Origin of the sequence: Ferrimonas pelagia (genome assembly GCF_039543565.1) — a bacterium.
GTDB classification, from domain to species: domain Bacteria; phylum Pseudomonadota; class Gammaproteobacteria; order Enterobacterales; family Shewanellaceae; genus Ferrimonas; species Ferrimonas pelagia.
In genome coordinates this window covers 26,437-41,466 of the sequence record NZ_BAABJZ010000094.1, presented here as the reverse complement: position 1 = coordinate 41,466, position 15,030 = coordinate 26,437, and the positions used below count along the sequence as shown (strand labels likewise).

At 58.7% G+C, this 15,030-nt stretch carries 15 protein-coding genes; 12 read left to right on the top strand and 3 right to left on the bottom strand.

The window, feature by feature from the left end:
* Position 1 precedes the first annotated feature (1 nt).
* Positions 2-358: a cell division protein ZapA gene (gene zapA, locus ABEA08_RS15630; RefSeq protein ID WP_345336296.1), complete on the bottom strand. Its 357-nt coding sequence runs from the start codon at positions 356-358 to the stop codon at positions 2-4.
* A 135-nt stretch (positions 359-493) separates the two neighbouring features.
* Here zapA and ABEA08_RS15625 point away from each other — a divergent pair, with 135 nt between their 5' ends.
* The 7 genes from ABEA08_RS15625 (at position 494) to gcvP (ending at position 9,514) form a co-directional block, all read left to right on the top strand.
* Positions 494-1,069: a UPF0149 family protein gene (locus ABEA08_RS15625; RefSeq protein WP_345336295.1), complete on the top strand. Its 576-nt coding sequence runs from the start codon at positions 494-496 to the stop codon at positions 1,067-1,069.
* Between the two features lie 42 nt (positions 1,070-1,111).
* Entirely contained in the window at positions 1,112-2,413 is a 1,302-nt protein-coding gene (gene pepP, locus ABEA08_RS15620; RefSeq protein WP_345336294.1) for a Xaa-Pro aminopeptidase, read from the top strand.
* Between the two features lie 10 nt (positions 2,414-2,423).
* Complete coding sequence (gene ubiH, locus ABEA08_RS15615; protein ID WP_345336293.1) at positions 2,424-3,629, top strand: 2-octaprenyl-6-methoxyphenyl hydroxylase; 1,206 nt, start codon at positions 2,424-2,426, stop codon at positions 3,627-3,629.
* A gap of 70 nt (positions 3,630-3,699) precedes the next feature.
* On the top strand, positions 3,700-4,908 hold the full coding sequence (locus tag ABEA08_RS15610; protein ID WP_345336292.1) for an FAD-dependent oxidoreductase: 1,209 nt from the start codon (positions 3,700-3,702) through the stop codon (positions 4,906-4,908).
* Positions 4,909-5,037: 129 nt separating this feature from the next.
* The gene (gcvT, locus tag ABEA08_RS15605) at positions 5,038-6,132 is read left to right on the top strand and encodes a glycine cleavage system aminomethyltransferase GcvT (protein ID WP_345336291.1); all 1,095 of its coding nucleotides are present in this window, start codon (positions 5,038-5,040) and stop codon (positions 6,130-6,132) included.
* A gap of 18 nt (positions 6,133-6,150) precedes the next feature.
* Positions 6,151-6,540 carry a glycine cleavage system protein GcvH gene (gcvH, locus tag ABEA08_RS15600; RefSeq protein WP_345336290.1) on the top strand — a complete coding sequence of 130 codons (390 nt, stop codon included), beginning with the start codon at positions 6,151-6,153 and terminating at the stop codon, positions 6,538-6,540.
* A 100-nt stretch (positions 6,541-6,640) separates the two neighbouring features.
* Positions 6,641-9,514, top strand: coding sequence for an aminomethyl-transferring glycine dehydrogenase (gcvP, locus tag ABEA08_RS15595; protein ID WP_345336289.1), 2,874 nt, complete (start codon positions 6,641-6,643; stop codon positions 9,512-9,514).
* A 124-nt stretch (positions 9,515-9,638) separates the two neighbouring features.
* Here the strand turns inward: gcvP and ABEA08_RS15590 are convergent, their stop codons facing one another.
* Both ABEA08_RS15590 and ABEA08_RS15585 read right to left on the bottom strand, forming a co-directional pair.
* Positions 9,639-10,556, bottom strand: a complete 918-nt coding sequence (locus ABEA08_RS15590) for a cation diffusion facilitator family transporter (RefSeq protein WP_345336288.1) — start codon at positions 10,554-10,556, stop codon at positions 9,639-9,641.
* A 221-nt stretch (positions 10,557-10,777) separates the two neighbouring features.
* Complete coding sequence (locus ABEA08_RS15585) at positions 10,778-11,743, bottom strand: LysR family transcriptional regulator (protein ID WP_345336287.1); 966 nt, start codon at positions 11,741-11,743, stop codon at positions 10,778-10,780.
* Positions 11,744-12,184: 441 nt separating this feature from the next.
* On the opposite strand from ABEA08_RS15585, the gene ABEA08_RS15580 reads away from it, so the two are divergent.
* The 5 genes from ABEA08_RS15580 (at position 12,185) to ABEA08_RS15560 (ending at position 14,805) form a co-directional block, all read left to right on the top strand.
* Complete coding sequence (locus ABEA08_RS15580) at positions 12,185-12,367, top strand: hypothetical protein (protein WP_345336286.1); 183 nt, start codon at positions 12,185-12,187, stop codon at positions 12,365-12,367.
* Positions 12,368-12,475: 108 nt separating this feature from the next.
* A complete protein-coding gene (locus tag ABEA08_RS15575; protein ID WP_345336285.1) occupies positions 12,476-12,865 on the top strand; it encodes a multiheme c-type cytochrome in 390 nt (129 codons plus the stop codon).
* On the top strand, positions 12,865-13,524 hold the full coding sequence (locus tag ABEA08_RS15570; protein WP_345336284.1) for a 4Fe-4S dicluster domain-containing protein: 660 nt from the start codon (positions 12,865-12,867) through the stop codon (positions 13,522-13,524). Before ABEA08_RS15575 ends, ABEA08_RS15570 begins: the two co-directional genes overlap by 1 nt.
* A complete protein-coding gene (gene nrfD, locus ABEA08_RS15565) occupies positions 13,524-14,486 on the top strand; it encodes a cytochrome c nitrite reductase subunit NrfD (protein WP_345336283.1) in 963 nt (320 codons plus the stop codon). Before ABEA08_RS15570 ends, nrfD begins: the two co-directional genes overlap by 1 nt.
* 28 nt (positions 14,487-14,514) lie before the next feature.
* Positions 14,515-14,805 carry a cytochrome c3 family protein gene (locus tag ABEA08_RS15560; RefSeq protein WP_345336282.1) on the top strand — a complete coding sequence of 97 codons (291 nt, stop codon included), beginning with the start codon at positions 14,515-14,517 and terminating at the stop codon, positions 14,803-14,805.
* Positions 14,806-15,030: the final 225 nt, after the last annotated feature.

The window sequence follows — 15,030 nt, the reverse complement described above, 5'->3', positions numbered from 1 at the left end:
CCTAACTCTCAGGGCCAGTGTAAGGAGCGGTGGCGCTCGGTTCAACCGATTTCGGCCGGGTTTGGATCCGTTCGGACAAAGCCTGTTCAATTGTATTTTGTAACAGGTTGATCCGCTGCTGCATTTGACGCTGATCTTCGGATTGCTGTTGCTGGCTTTGCATCAGCTCGTGGGTCAGATTCAGCGCAGCCATCACCGCCAGCTGCTCCAGGTTGCCCAATCCGGTACGGCTTTTGAGCTGCTCCATACGCTGGTTCAGCTCGTCAGCCACACGCTGCAACTGCTGGGTCTGCTGCGGTGGGCAGGCGACGGTAAAACTCTTACCGAGAACATGAATGTCGGTTGTATCTTTACTCATTGGAGTACCGGTTCGGATCGTGTCATTAGGGGGCCCACCGCGTTTGCTGCCGGCCGGCCTAAGCTCGGGGCTGGTGGAGCAGGTTGCCTTGCCATGATAGCATGGCTGCGACTATTAGCCTCGGAACTTCTTGCGATGAAATGCAACTCCCCTCTCTTACTCAATAAGCTGCAAACGGCTCTGGATGCAGAAAAAATCGCGGTGCTGCCGGCAGAGGTGCACGGTGTCCTGACCGGCTTGATCTGCGGCGGGGTTACGATGGATGGCAACGCGTGGTTGCAGCCATTTTTGGAGCTGGTGAACGACGGTGAGCCTTTGTCTGACGGGCTGACGGCCATTGTCCGCGAGCTGTATCTGGATGTGGTGAACTCCTTGGTCGATCCTGAGATGGGCTTCTCGCCGCTGCTGGCGGATGACGATGATCCGCTGGCCGATCGCTTGGAAGCCTTTATCAACTGGACTCAGAGCTTCCTGACTGGGTTGGCGATCATTCAGCCGGCCTTGGACAAGTGCTCCGCCGATGTGAAGGAGCTGATCCAAGATCTGACCGATTTCACCCAGGTTGAGCTGGAAGTGGAAGACAACGACGACAACGAAGAGGGCTTTGCCGCTTTGGTTGAGCACGCGCGCATGGCGGCGTGGGAGTGTCTGCGTGAGTTCCGCGGGCTGGATGACGACGACGAAGATGCGGCGCCAAAGACGCTGCACTAACCGCAACCTTGGTTGCGATCACGACACAGGGATAACATTTTGATGGAATATGGCGATTTCGCTTTGCACCGTCGCACGTTGATGGCGCAGTTGCCCGAGGGCGCGGTGGCGGTGATCACCGCTGCGGCCGAATGCACGCGCTCGAACGACACCGAATACCGCTTTCGTCAGGACAGCGATTTTTTCTATCTGACCGGGTTTAACGAGCCGGATGCGGTACTGGTATTGCGGCCGGGCCAGCAGCCCGAGTCGGTGCTGTTTGTCCGACCCAAGGACGCACTGATGGAGATCTGGCACGGCCGGCGTTTGGGTGCGGACGCGGCGGCAGCCACGCTGGGGGTGACTCAGGCCTATGGTTTGGATCAGCTTGAGCGTGAGTTGACGCCGCTGCTGAGCGACGCGACCGTGTTGGCCTACCGCCCCGGCCAGCGTGCGGCGGAGGATGGGCTGATCGCGGCTCAGCTGGATACGCTGCGTGGCGGCTTGCGCCAAGGGCTGCGTGCCCCAGCGACGTTGCAGGATCTGCGCCCGATCCTGCATGAGATGCGGCTACATAAGAGTGCGGCTGAGCTGGCGGTGATGGCCGAGGCGGGGCAGATCAGCGCCCGTGCGCACTGTCGTGCGATGCGGGCTTGTGCGCCGGGTCGGTTTGAGTATCAGTTGGAGGCGGAGATCCAACATGAGTGTGCCATGGCTGGGGCGAGCGATATGGCGTATGGCACCATCGTTGGTGGTGGGGACAACGCCTGTATCTTGCATTACACCGAGAACCGCGCTGAGCTGAAGGCGGGGGATCTGGTGCTGATCGATGCCGGTGCCGAGCTGCATGGCTACGCTGCGGACATCACGCGCACCTTCCCGGTTGACGGCCGATTTAGCGACGAGCAGAAGGCCTTGTATCAGATCGTGCTGGATGCGGAAGTGGCGGCGATCGCCATGCTCGCGCCCGGTGTGTCGATCAAGGACGCCAATGCGGTGGCGTTGGAGATCTTGGTGTCGGGTCTGGTGTCGTTGGGGATCCTGCAAGGGGATATCTCGCAGCTGATCGCCGATGAGGCGTACAAGCCGTTTTATATGCACGGTCTGGGTCACTGGTTGGGGCTGGATGTGCACGATGTGGGCGATTACCAGCACGCCGATCGGCGTCGGCCGTTGGCGCCGGGCATGGTGTTGACCATTGAGCCAGGGCTGTACATCGGCCCGGACGCCGATGTGGAGCCGCGCTGGCGCGGGATCGGGATCCGGATCGAGGATAACATCGTTATCACCGAGCAGGGGCATCGGGTGTTGACCGGTGGGGTGCCCAAGACCATCGAGGCGATCGAACAGCTGATGGCCGGTTGAGCGCGCCGTGATGAAGACAGAGTTCGATATTGTCATTGTCGGTGGTGCCATGGCCGGCGCCACCTTGGCGTTGGCGCTGGCGGATCAGCATCGTTCCGACGGGGCACGCTGGCGCATTGCGTTGGTGGAGGCGCAGCCGCCGCAGGCGGCGGGCCACCCCGGCTTCGATAGCCGAGCGATCGCGTTGGCTCACGGCTCGGTCAGGCGCCTGCAGCAGTTGGAGCTGTGGTCGGCGTTGGCGCCCTACGCGGCGGCGATCGAGCGGATCGAGGTGTCGGATCAGGGCCACTTCGGTGGTCTGACGATGACGGCGCAGGAGTACGGTGTGGATGCGCTCGGTCAGGTGGTTGAGCTTGAGCGGATCGGGCCGGTGCTATGGCAGCAGTTAGCGGCACGCTCGGTCACCCTGTTGTGCCCGCAGCAGCTGAGCTCTGTGCAGCAACAGCAAGATCACGTGACGCTGACGTTGTGCTCCGGTGAGCAACTGACAACCCGTCTGTTAGTCGGCGCGGACGGCACGCACTCGCCGGTTCGTCAGGCCTTGGGGCTGGGCTTGCGCCAGCAGGATTACCATCAGACTGCGTTGATCGCCAATGTCCGTGCCGAGCAGCATGATGGTCGTGCGTTTGAGCGCTTCACGGCGCAGGGACCGTTAGCGATGCTGCCGATGTGCGAACGACGCTATTCGCTGGTCTGGGTGCAGAGTCCGGAGCAGGCGGCCCGGCGCTTGGCGCTGTCGGAGCGGGCTTTTCTGGCCGAGCTGCAGGCGGCGTTTGGTTATCGGCTCGGGGCCTTGCAGCGGGTGGGGCAGCGGGCCAGCTACCCCTTGGCCCTGTGCAAGGCGGAGCGGGTGATCCATCACCGTTGCGTCTTGGTGGGCAATGCGGCGCAGACCGTGCATCCTATCGCCGGGCAGGGCTTTAACTTGGGGTTGCGGGATGTGGAAGCCCTGGCCGAGTTGCTTGACGGTGTGGACGATCCCGGCGCGTTCGCGTTGCTGCATCGCTATGAGCAGCAGCGCCGGGCGGATCGCGGCCGAACCACCGGCAGCACCGATGCCTTGGTGCGGCTGTTTTCCAACTCGTCGCGGCTAATGGCATTGGGCCGCAACAGTGGCTTGTTGGCGATGAGTGTGTTGCCGGGGCTGAAGCGCCGCCTGGCCCATCAGGCGATGGGCTGGCGCAACGAAGCGAATGAGCCGGGAGGGCGACGTTGATGGCGCCCCGACGGCTAAGTCTAGGAATGGACGCAAGGCGGCACAGTCCTACCTTGCTGGAGTATGAGTCATGATGCAGACGCATTCGGTTGACGTCGCCATCGTTGGCGGCGGCATGGTAGGAATGGCGACCGCGCTGGGACTGGCTCAGGCCGGCTTTGAGGTGGCGGTGATCGAGCGGTTCGAGCCGCAGCCGGTCGATGGTGAGCCGAGGTTGCGGGTTTCCGCCATCAATCGCGCCAGCGAGGACTGGCTCAAGGCGCTGGGGGCCTGGTCGCTGCTGCCGCCGGAGCGCGTGGCGCCCTACGGGGCGATGCAGGTCTGGGACAAGGACAGCCTTGGCCGGATCGGCTTTACCGCCGAGCAGCTGCAGCAGCCGGATCTGGGTCATATCATCGAGAATGAGGCGATCGCCCATGCGTTGTGGCAGCGCAGCTTGACGCAAACCGGGCTGCGCCGCTTTATCGCGACGCCGCAACGGGTGGCGCAGGGCGAGCGGGAAGCTTGGTTGACTTTGGATGATGGCAGCATGATCACCGCCCGTTTGTTGCTGGCGGCCGATGGAGCGAACTCCTGGTTGCGCGAGCAAAGCCACATTCCGTTGACGTTTCGCGATTACGGCCATCATGCGCTGGTGGCGACGATCCGCACCCAGTACCCCCATGATGGCGTAGCCCGTCAGGTGTTTTTACCTGAGGGGCCATTGGCGCTGTTGCCATTGGCGCAGCCGGATCTGTGTTCGATCGTCTGGTCGCTGCCTCCCGCTCAGGCGGAGGTGTTGAGCCAGGCGGAGCCTGAGGCATTTAATGCCGCACTGACCGTGGCCAGCGAGGCTCGGCTGGGCTGTCTGCAACTGGCCTCAGAGCGCGCGACCTTCCCGTTAACGATGCGCTACGCCCGTGATTTTGTCCGCCCACGTCTGGCTTTGCTGGGCGATGCGGCCCACACCATTCATCCGCTGGCGGGGCAGGGGGTTAACCTGGGCTTTGGCGATAGCCAGAAGCTGGTAGCGGTGTTGTGTGGTGCGCGTGCCAATGACTGGGATATTGGCGATCTGCGTTTATTGCAGCGCTATGGCCGAGCCCGCAAGGCGGCAGCCCAAGAGATGTTGGCGGCGATGGATGGGTTGCGATGGTTATTCGACGGGGTGGATCCCGTGAAAAAGGGGCTGCGGGATCTGGGATTGAATCTGGTGGATCGCGCGGGTCCGCTTAAGGATCGGTTGTTGCGTCATGCCTTGGGACTGGAAAGCACAATGAACGGCCGACACCGAGATTAGCCTGTGGATGAAATTGTATACAATCCTGGCGTGATGGGTATAATGCGGCGAAAAACGGTGGCGTGATCTGAGTCTCGCATTGCCTGCGAGTTGTGATTGTTGGCCACTTTGTCTGTTCAAGGAATCGATATGGCAAGCCAAACTGTTCTCTACGCACAGCACCTAGAAGCCAACGGCAAGATGGTGGATTTTCATGGTTGGGAGATGCCATTGCACTATGGCTCCCAGGTGGAAGAGCATCACCAAGTCCGCCGTGACGCCGGGATGTTTGACGTTTCTCATATGACGGTGGTGGACGTTGCGGGGCCTGACGCCCGCGCCTTTCTGCGCCAACTGCTGGCCAATGACGTGGCCAAACTGACGGTTCCCGGCAAAGCCCTATACGGCGGCATGCTCAATGCCCAGGGCGGGGTGATCGACGATCTGATCACCTATTACCTCTCCGATACCCAATACCGCTTGGTGGTGAACTCCGCCACCCGCATCAAAGATCTGGAATGGATGGGCCAGCAGGCGCAGGCGTTTGACGTCACACTGACTGAGCGGCCCGAGCTGGCGATGATCGCGGTGCAGGGGCCCAATGCCAAGACCAAGGCGGGCCAGGTGTTTGATGCACAGCAAAATGCGGCCGTTGCTGGGATGAAGCCCTTCTTTGGCGTGCAAGCCGGTGAGCTGTTTATCGCCACGACCGGGTATACCGGAGAAAGCGGCTATGAGATCGTGCTGCCGGCGGAGCAGGCACCTGCCTTGTGGCAGGCGCTGTTGGCGGCGGGAGTGAAGCCGGCGGGTCTGGGGGCTCGGGACACCTTACGCTTGGAAGCGGGGATGAACCTGTACGGTCAGGACATGGATGAAACCGTGACCCCGCTGGCCGCCAATATGGGCTGGACCATTGCCTGGGAGCCGCAGGATCGTGATTTCAATGGGCGGGATGCCTTGCTGGCGGCGAAGGCGGCGGGCAGTGACAAGCTGGTGGGACTGGTGATGACGGAGAAGGGCGTGTTGCGCGCGGGCCTGACCGTGATCTTCACCGATCCCGACGGGGAGGAGCAAACCGGGGTGATCACCTCTGGGACTTTCTCGCCGACGCTGGGCCATGCCATCGCTATGGCGCGGGTGCCGGCTGGGATCGGCGCTCACGCCGAAGTGGAGCTTCGTAAGAAACGGGTGAAGGTACAGGTGGTGAAACCTTGCTTCGTCCGCAATGGCCAACAGGCTTTTTGATTAAAGGGAACGTCGATCATGAGTAACATTCCGTCTGAACTGAAGTTTGCCTCTACCCACGAATGGGTTCGTCCTGAAGGGGAGGGGGTGTTCACCGTTGGGATCTCTGAGCATGCCCAAGAGCTGCTGGGTGACATGGTGTTTATTGAGCTGCCCGAAGTGGGGGATACCCTCAATGCCGGGGACGATTGCGCCGTGGCGGAGTCGGTTAAAGCGGCTTCCGATGTGTATGCGCCGGTGACCGGCGAGGTGGTTGAGGTGAATGCGGAGCTGGAGGACTCGCCTGAGTTGGTCAACAGCGGCCCCTACACCGATGGTTGGTTCTTTAAGGTGAAGATCAGCGACGAAGCGGAGCTGGCGAACCTGCTGGATGCGGAAGGCTATCTGGCGTCCATCGACGACGAATAATAACGATCCTGCTGTCAAAGCCCCTCTTTCTCGGGGCTTTGTCCTTTTGTGCGGTGCGCCCTGCACTGCTCTTGCCCTGTTTCTTTGAGAGTGCGCCTTGATGAAGACCTTGCAAGCCCTACAAAACCACCACGAATTTATTCAACGCCATATCGGTCCCGACAGCGATCAGCAGCATGCCATGTTGGCGGCGATCGGCGCGGAAAGCCTGGAGGATCTGACGCAACAGATCGTCCCCGATGGGATCCGTTTGCCCCAGGTGCTGACGATAGGTGCGCCTCAGTCCGAGGTCGATGCCTTGGCCCAACTGCGTGCCATGGCCGATAAGAATGAGGTGCGCAAAAGCTATATCGGCATGGGCTACTACGGCACCCATGTGCCGCACGTGATCCAGCGTAATGTGCTGGAAAATCCGGGCTGGTACACGGCTTACACCCCATATCAGCCGGAGATTGCCCAAGGCCGTTTGGAAGCGATCCTCAATTTCCAGCAGTTGACCATGGATCTGACCGGGTTGGATCTGGCCTCGGCTTCTTTGCTGGATGAGGCCACTGCCGCGGCGGAGGCGATGGCGCTGGCCAAGCGTACCGCCAAGAACAAAAAGTCGGATCTGTTCTTCGTTGCCGACGACGTGTTCCCGCAGACGCTGGACGTGGTCAAGACCCGTGCCGAGCAGTTGGGGCTGGAAGTGGTAGTGGGCAAGGCCAAGGACGCTGCCGAGCACGATATCTTCGGGGCGCTGTTGCAGTATCCGAACCAGTTTGGTGCGGTGGAGGATTATCAGAAGCTGGCGAATGCCATCCATGAAAAGAAAGCGCTGCTGTGCGTGGCCAGTGATCTGCTGGCGCTGGTGACGCTGAAAGCGCCGGCGCAGTGGGGCGCGGATGTGGTGTTTGGCTCGGCCCAGCGCTTTGGTGTGCCGATGGGCTATGGCGGCCCGCACGCGGCGTTCTTTGCTACCCGCGATGCCTATAAGCGTTCGATGCCTGGGCGGATCATCGGGGTGTCCAAGGATACCCGGGGCAAACCGGCGCTGCGCATGGCGATGCAAACCCGTGAGCAGCATATCCGCCGTGAGAAGGCCAACTCCAATATCTGTACCGCGCAGGTTTTGCTGGCCAATATGGCTTCGTTCTATGCGGTTTATCATGGCCCCAAAGGGCTGGCTCGGATCGCGCAGCGGACCCATCGCTTGACCTCGGTGTTGGCCGCGGGCCTGATGCAGCGCGGCTGCAAGGTGGTGAACGGCAGCTGGTTTGATACCTTAACCTTGGCTCTGCCTGACCGTGCGGCGGTGTTGGCGCGGGCCGATCTGGCCAAGATCAACCTGCGCATCGATCACGCCGAGTGGGTGGGGATCAGCCTGGATGAAACCACCACGGCGGCCGATGTGGCCCAGTTGTGGGACGTGGTGCTTGGCGAAGCGCATGGCCTGAGTGTTGAGGCGGTGGATGAGATGGTGGAGAGCATTCTCGACGAGCGTCTGTTGCGTGATACGCCGCTGCTTGAGCATCAGGTGTTCAATGCCTATCACTCCGAGACTGAGATGCTGCGCTACATTCGCCGCTTGGAGGGCAAGGATCTGGCGCTGAATCATTCGATGATCTCGTTGGGCTCCTGCACCATGAAGCTCAACGCCACTGCAGAGATGATCCCGATCAGCTGGCCTGAGTTTGCCCATATGCATCCCTTCTGTCCGCAGGAGCAAGCTGTGGGTTACCGTGAGCTGGTGGACAGTCTGTCGGCGCATTTGCTGGAGATCACCGGTTATGATGCGCTGTGTATGCAGCCCAATTCCGGGGCTCAAGGCGAGTACGCCGGACTGGTGGCGATCAAGAAGTACCAACAGAGCATCGGTCAGGGGCACCGGGATATCTGCTTGATCCCCAGCTCCGCACACGGCACCAATCCGGCCTCGGCCATGCTGACCAGCCTGAAGGTGGTGGTGGTGGCCAGCAGCAAAGATGGCACGGTGGATATGGACGATCTGCGCGCCAAGGCGGAGGAGCACAGCGAGCGGTTGAGCTGCATTATGATCACCTACCCCTCCACCCATGGTGTGTATGAGCAGCAGATCGGTGAGATCTGCAGCTTGATCCATCAGCATGGCGGTCAGGTGTACATGGATGGCGCCAATATGAATGCTCAGGTCGGGGTGACCTCGCCCGGCCTGATCGGCTCAGATGTGTCCCATTTGAATCTGCACAAAACCTTTGCCATTCCGCATGGCGGCGGTGGACCGGGGATGGGGCCGATCGGGGTCAAGGCCCATTTGGCGCCCTTTATTGCCGGCCACAGTGTGGTGAAGATCGGCGGTGAGCACCAGGACAATGGCGCGGTGGCGGCGGCGCAGTTTGGCAGCGCCTCGATCTTGCCGATCAGCTGGATGTATACCGTCATGCTTGGCAGCCGTGGGCTGACTGAATCGACTCAGGTGGCGATGCTCAACGCCAACTATTTGATGAAGGCGCTCGGTCAGCATTACCCGATCCTCTACACCGGCCGCAACGAGCGGGTTGCGCACGAGTGCATCATCGATATGCGACCGTTGAAGGAGGCCACGGGGGTGACCGAGATGGACGTGGCGAAGCGCTTGATGGATTACGGCTTCCACGCGCCGACCATGAGTTTCCCGGTGGCGGGGACGTTGATGGTGGAGCCGACGGAATCGGAATCCAAGGCGGAGTTGGATCGCTTTATCCATGCCATGGTGAACATCCGTGAGGAGATCGCCATGGTAGGTCGAGGCGAGTGGCCAGCGGACAACAATCCGCTGTGCAATGCCCCGCATACCCTAGATGACATCATGGATCCGGCCTTCGAGGCGCGGCCCTACAGCCGCGAGCAGGCGGTGTTCCCGGTGGCGGAGCTGCGTGACAATAAGTTCTGGCCGACGGTGAACCGGATCGACGATGTATTCGGCGATCGTAATCTGTTCTGTGCCTGTGTCCCGATGGACGCGTACGCGGAGTAACAGCCGGCGGGGCATGGGGCGAGATCCGGCCTGAGTCTCTAGCCGTTCACTGCGGTTTCGGTTGCAGCGAAGACGAAAAAGCGCAGGCCTTGGCCTGCGCTTTTGCTGTCGTGTCCGGTGACGCTCAGCGCACCAGCGAGGGCGCTGAGATCCGCTCGGCGGCACTCGCATCGCAGGGATCGATGTGGATCAGCACTTCCCGCACGTCATTGCCTTCAGACAGCAGCTTTTGTTCGACCGCTTCGGCAATGGCATGGCCCTGACGTACGGTCAGATTGCCATTGACCGTGAGGTGCATATCGACCATCAAGCCGCCGTGGAAGCGGGTACGCAGTTTGTGGATCTCCTGGACGCCATCCACAGCGAGCGCCAGCTCGGTTAAGCGGGCGGTGACCCCCTCCGGCGCGCCTTTATCGAGCAGCTCATGGAAGGCAGGCAGGCAGATCTTGACTGAGGCATGAAGGATGAACAAGGCGATCACGCCGGCTCCGATCAGATCGATCCATAACTGTCCCGGCAGCAGCATCGCGCCGGCCACGGCGATGGCGGCGGGCATCGAGCTGTAGGCGTCGGATCTGTGGTGCCAGGCATTGGCGATCACCGCGGATGAGCCCAAACGCTGGCCCTCGCGTAGGGTCCAGCGAAACAGGCCCTCTTTGATGGCGATCGAGCTGAGAGCCGCGATCAGGGCGATCATGCCGGTGTCTCGGAGGGACTGCTGCTGCCATGCGCTGTGCGCATCCCAGGCGATCCCCAATGCGGCGACAAACATCATCACGCCGATGAACAGGGTCACAGCGGTTTCGAAGCGTTGATGGCCGTATGGGTGATCGGAGTCGGCCGGTGCGGACCAGATATTGACTCCGATCAAGACGGCGATATCGCTGATCAGATCCGACAGGCTGTGAACGCCGTCGGCCACCACAGCGCGGCTATGGCCCAGTGTTCCGGCAACGATCTTAAATAACGCCAAGGCCAGGTTGGCCCACAGCCCAAGCCAGGTGATCCGTTGCACTCCTTGTTTTATGTGTTGCTGTTCCACACGCGCTCCTTCTGAATCGAATCGGGCGAATTATACGGACAATGGGTGAATAAACGGGAACAGCTGCATGAAATTGTGTGTAAAGATTGCTGGCTGAAAACAGCAATGATTGTGATTGCCGCTTGGCAGCGGTGAGCGTGGCCACCAAAGCAAAGGGCAGCCGATGGGCTGCCCTGTGCTGAAGTGTCAGTTCTCGTCGCCGACGAGGTTCTTCCCGCGTGTCAGGCGGCTTGTTCGGCGATCTCGGTGACGTTGTCACGAACAAAATGCTGCACCTCTTCGATCAACCATTTGGGTAATTGGCTGTCGTCCTTGCGCGTGACACAGTAGTACTCTGGGCGGGACTGGCGCTCATGCAACAGATCGTACTCAACACTGGTCAACGGTTGTGCGCGAAGACCGGGCATATGGCCAAGGAAACGCGCTGCACAGTGCGAGCCGATAAAGCTTAGAGCATCTGAGTCCAGCAGATACTCGCTGACCTCAGAGAGTGCACTGGCTTTACCGGCCAAGTGCAGTTGCTGACCGTGATCCATGGCATACAGCTCTAGGGGATCGATGCGGTCATTGAACGCCGTGCATTCGGTGATCAGAAATGGGTAGTTCACCATGGCTTGTAGGAAGTTGGTGGTTGGGCGCTGCCAGATGGCGTGATCCTGACGGCCGACCAAGTAGACCTGGTTGCCGGTGGCGATAAAGGTGGATTCGGTCTGCTCTTTATCACAAGGTTTAAAGGTTATCAGCAGATCGGTCCGGTGCTGTACTAACTCGTCGTAGGCATTGCTGGTTAGGGGGCGGACGTGCAGGGCTAAGTCAAATTCGTGTTCGGCAGCGACCCGCTTGAGCCGGGCTGCGAGGCGATTGGATAGCGTCGGTGGTGCGCTGATCACGAAGCTGTGTTTGAGCTGGGTTTGGTTGCGCTCGCAGTTCTCACTGGCCTGGCTGCATAGGCACAGTACCTGCTGAAAGTAGGGGTAGAGCTTGTCCGCCAACGGGGTCGGCTCAAAGCCGTATTGTCGACGGATGAATAACTTGTCGTCCATCGCATGGCGCATGGCCGATAGGCAGCGGCTGACCTTGGACGGGGCAACGTTAAGGCTGTTGGCTACAGATAACGAGTTCAGAGACTCGTAAACCATCACAAACACCTTGATGGTGAAGATGTTGATGTCACCCAGACGATTCATTGTGATCCCTTGTCGTCGATAAATCCTAATTCTGACGTCCAATATATGAGATTTGAAATTAAAAAAAGTCGTCGACGTTAACACTTTTTTCAACCTAGCTAAGCAAAGCCGAGTTTCGTGAGTTGAGCGAAAGAACTGGGTGTTTGGGTGAAATGTTTTTTATTGTGCCGGAGGTTTTTTACAGGGTAGTCAGGTTATCGCACGCGGTGGAATTGTGGGTTGTGTGTGGCGGAATTCACAAAGGGTGCCCTGGGTATTTCCAAATATCGAAATGCGGTTTTTGCAACTGGACTCCGGATCTTAGTATTAATATCAAATTGTTTAAGTTGGAAAGCTTGATGAGTTGGATCACATTAATCATTAGGGGGCTGGATTAATAATTGAGGTCGAGGGGGAGAGGTAAATGAGTTACCTCTTCTGTCAGTTCAACAGGAGGTTACTATGAGCTTCGGTACTTTCTTATCCGTTATCGTTCCTTATCTATTTATCTTTTTTGTCTTGTTTATTGGTCTACCTTATCTGGTCTCAGCATTGGTGATGGGTGGTTACGAGTACTTTAAAGGCGAAGAAAAAGCAGCGGACGCGGCGTTCGAAGGCGAAATGCACAAGCAAAAGCACGCATGACGCGTTGGGGTGGACTCTGTGATGGGAGTCCGCCATCGCTTTATTGGGGAACCGATGATGAGATCTAAGTTTTCAAAGGTCGCCTTGGCGGCTTTGATGAGCGCTGTGATGGGCGCTCCCGTAATCGCGTCTGATGACAGCGCATGCATGCGCTGTCATAAACGCAATGGCGCTATGGAGGGGATCCACAGCCAGGTGGCTGATGGTTTGTCCTGCATTCGTTGTCACGGCGATGCGCCGGGGCATCCGCGTAATAAAAATCTGGACCTAATGTATTTTGGCGACATTGACCGCAACGAATATTGCGTTCGCTGTCACCAACCTGAGGTGCTGAGTGAGGCCGACTGGACCCACGATGTCCACCTTGATGAGATCCCATGCTCGTCCTGTCACCAACTGCATCCTGAGGTCGACCCGATCTCCGGGATCGGAGAGAAAGCCCGCACCGCTTTGTGCGTGGATTGTCACGGCAACATGAGCGCAGAGGGGAGCAAATAATGAAATTGTCTCGACGTCATTTCCTCGCTGGGGGAGCGGCTTGTGCGGCGATCCCTGTGGCCACTTTGGTGACGGCCGAAGAGGAGAAAACCGGCAAAAATCTGGCGCTGGTGTTTGATCAAACTAAGTGTATTGGGTGTGAGGCCTGTTCGCAGGCGTGCCGTGAAGCCAACAATGTGCCGGCGCAGGTGAGCCGCCTCAATATTGTTCGTGAAGGCCCGTACGGGGAAGGCAACGACAAGCATTACCGCTTTGATCGTCAGAGCTGTGTGCATTGTGAAACGGCGCCGTGCATTGCGGTTTGCCCTACTGGTGCCTGTTTCCGTGATGAGGATGGCGTGGTGGATGTCACTGCTAACCGTTGCGTTGGATGCCAGTACTGCATTGCTGCATGTCCCTATCGTGTGCGCTATGTCGACCCAGAAACCAAGGCGGTGGATAAGTGCGATCTGTGTCGTAAGACCCGGCTGAAAGAAGGCAAGCTGCCCGCGTGTGTTGAGGCGTGCCCAACCCAAGCGGTGGTGTTTGGCGATCTGAACGACCCCAAGAGCGATGTGGCCAAATTGCTGCGCGCCAAACAGACCTATCGTGACAAGGTTTCATTGGGAACCAAGCCGAAACTGTACAAAGTCCCACATGGCAAAGGGAAGGTGATCTAATGGACAATGCAATCAGCTCAGCGCTGCATTTTGAGACCATGGTGTGGCCTTGGCCCATCGCGATTTATCTGTTCCTAGCCGGGGTTTCCGCCGGTGCGGTTCTCATCGGTATTGCCGTTAAGCTGTACCGGGAATCCCGTGGCCAGATCGGTTACGAGAGTGGCATCGTTAAGGGTATGGCTCTGATCGCTCCGATCGCCGTGATCATCGGCCTCGCTATCTTGATTATTGATCTGACCAAGCCGCTCGAGTTCTGGAAGATGATGATCTACTGGAACCCGTCGTCGGTGATGTTCTGGGGCGTCATGCTGTTGTCGGTGTACATCATGGTGCTGTTCCTGTTCCTGGCGGCAGTGTTCTATACGCCGTTGATGGCCATCGATCGCCGCTACCCTATCGTGGGGACAGTATTAGCGTTGCTTAAGCGATTCGAGAAGCCGATGCAGACCTCGATGATCTTCCTTGCCATCGCGGTGGGGGCCTATACCGGCTTCCTGCTATCGGCACTGAAGGCCTTCCCGATCTTCAATAACCCGGTCTTGCCTATCCTGTTCTTGGTCTCTGGCGCTTCGTCCGGTGCGGCGGCAACCATGCTGTTTGGCATGCTGTGCTTTAAGGAAAAGGCGGACAGTCAGGATATTCATTTTGTTCATAAGATCGAAAAGCCGGTGTTGATGACCGAGATCTTCTTGCTGTTTGCCTTCTTCCTAGGCCTAGTGTTTGCCGGTGGCGTCAGTGCCGAAGCCGCTCGTGTCGCCTTGATGGGGGACTTCTGGTCTTACATCTTCTGGGGTGGGGTGGTGTTCTGCGGCATGGTTTTGCCTTGGCTATTGCAGTGGTTCTCACCACGGAGTTTGACCCACAAACCGGGCTTCGTTGCCGCCTTGTGCGTGTTGAGTCTTTCTGGTGTGTTTGCTTTGCGCCACTTTATTCTTTATGCCGGTCAGATGACCGCGATCTAACTGACTGGATGTTATTGAGGGCCCTTTGATGAATAAGTTTGTAACTGCAGCCGCCGCTTTGATGTTCTCCTGGGCGGCGGTTGCTGGCTCGGTCGCGGATAGCCACACGGATATGGCGGGCTGTGATGCCTGTCATGATGATGGCATGCCTTCCAGCGATCTGGTGTATGAAAATGAAACCTGCGTTGGTTGTCATGGCGATCTAGCCGATCTCACCCAGGTTCATCAGGATCATCAAGGCATGATGGTGTGTACCGATTGTCATATCACCCATGAAGAGGGTGATGATGCGAGCTCTACCTGTGCTAACTGCCACTAAGGCGGGGAGCCAGACCGAATAAGGGAAGCTCATTGCAAGGATGCAACCTCACATGTCCCTACGGGGACCGCAAAGCCACAGTTCGCTGTGGCTTTTTTTTGCGTCCGTGTTTTGGTTAATGCTCGGAGGTCAGAGAGGGGGACTTCAAGGCCAAGCATGGCTGGTTGAACCTAGGTTGAGTTGGCGTCGGTTCGCGTGCGTGTATCTAAGGGGCGGCATGTGCCC

Coding starts and splice junctions, on each gene's coding strand:
- zapA (WP_345336296.1), bottom strand. CDS start 358: ATGAGTAAAGATACAACCGACATTCATGTTCTCGGTAAGAGTTTTACC.
- ABEA08_RS15625 (WP_345336295.1), top strand. CDS start 494: ATGAAATGCAACTCCCCTCTCTTACTCAATAAGCTGCAAACGGCTCTG.
- pepP (WP_345336294.1), top strand. CDS start 1,112: ATGGAATATGGCGATTTCGCTTTGCACCGTCGCACGTTGATGGCGCAG.
- ubiH (WP_345336293.1), top strand. CDS start 2,424: ATGAAGACAGAGTTCGATATTGTCATTGTCGGTGGTGCCATGGCCGGC.
- ABEA08_RS15610 (WP_345336292.1), top strand. CDS start 3,700: ATGATGCAGACGCATTCGGTTGACGTCGCCATCGTTGGCGGCGGCATG.
- gcvT (WP_345336291.1), top strand. CDS start 5,038: ATGGCAAGCCAAACTGTTCTCTACGCACAGCACCTAGAAGCCAACGGC.
- gcvH (WP_345336290.1), top strand. CDS start 6,151: ATGAGTAACATTCCGTCTGAACTGAAGTTTGCCTCTACCCACGAATGG.
- gcvP (WP_345336289.1), top strand. CDS start 6,641: ATGAAGACCTTGCAAGCCCTACAAAACCACCACGAATTTATTCAACGC.
- ABEA08_RS15585 (WP_345336287.1), bottom strand. CDS start 11,743: ATGAATCGTCTGGGTGACATCAACATCTTCACCATCAAGGTGTTTGTG.
- ABEA08_RS15580 (WP_345336286.1), top strand. CDS start 12,185: ATGAGCTTCGGTACTTTCTTATCCGTTATCGTTCCTTATCTATTTATC.
- ABEA08_RS15575 (WP_345336285.1), top strand. CDS start 12,476: ATGGGCGCTCCCGTAATCGCGTCTGATGACAGCGCATGCATGCGCTGT.
- ABEA08_RS15570 (WP_345336284.1), top strand. CDS start 12,865: ATGAAATTGTCTCGACGTCATTTCCTCGCTGGGGGAGCGGCTTGTGCG.
- nrfD (WP_345336283.1), top strand. CDS start 13,524: ATGGACAATGCAATCAGCTCAGCGCTGCATTTTGAGACCATGGTGTGG.
- ABEA08_RS15560 (WP_345336282.1), top strand. CDS start 14,515: ATGAATAAGTTTGTAACTGCAGCCGCCGCTTTGATGTTCTCCTGGGCG.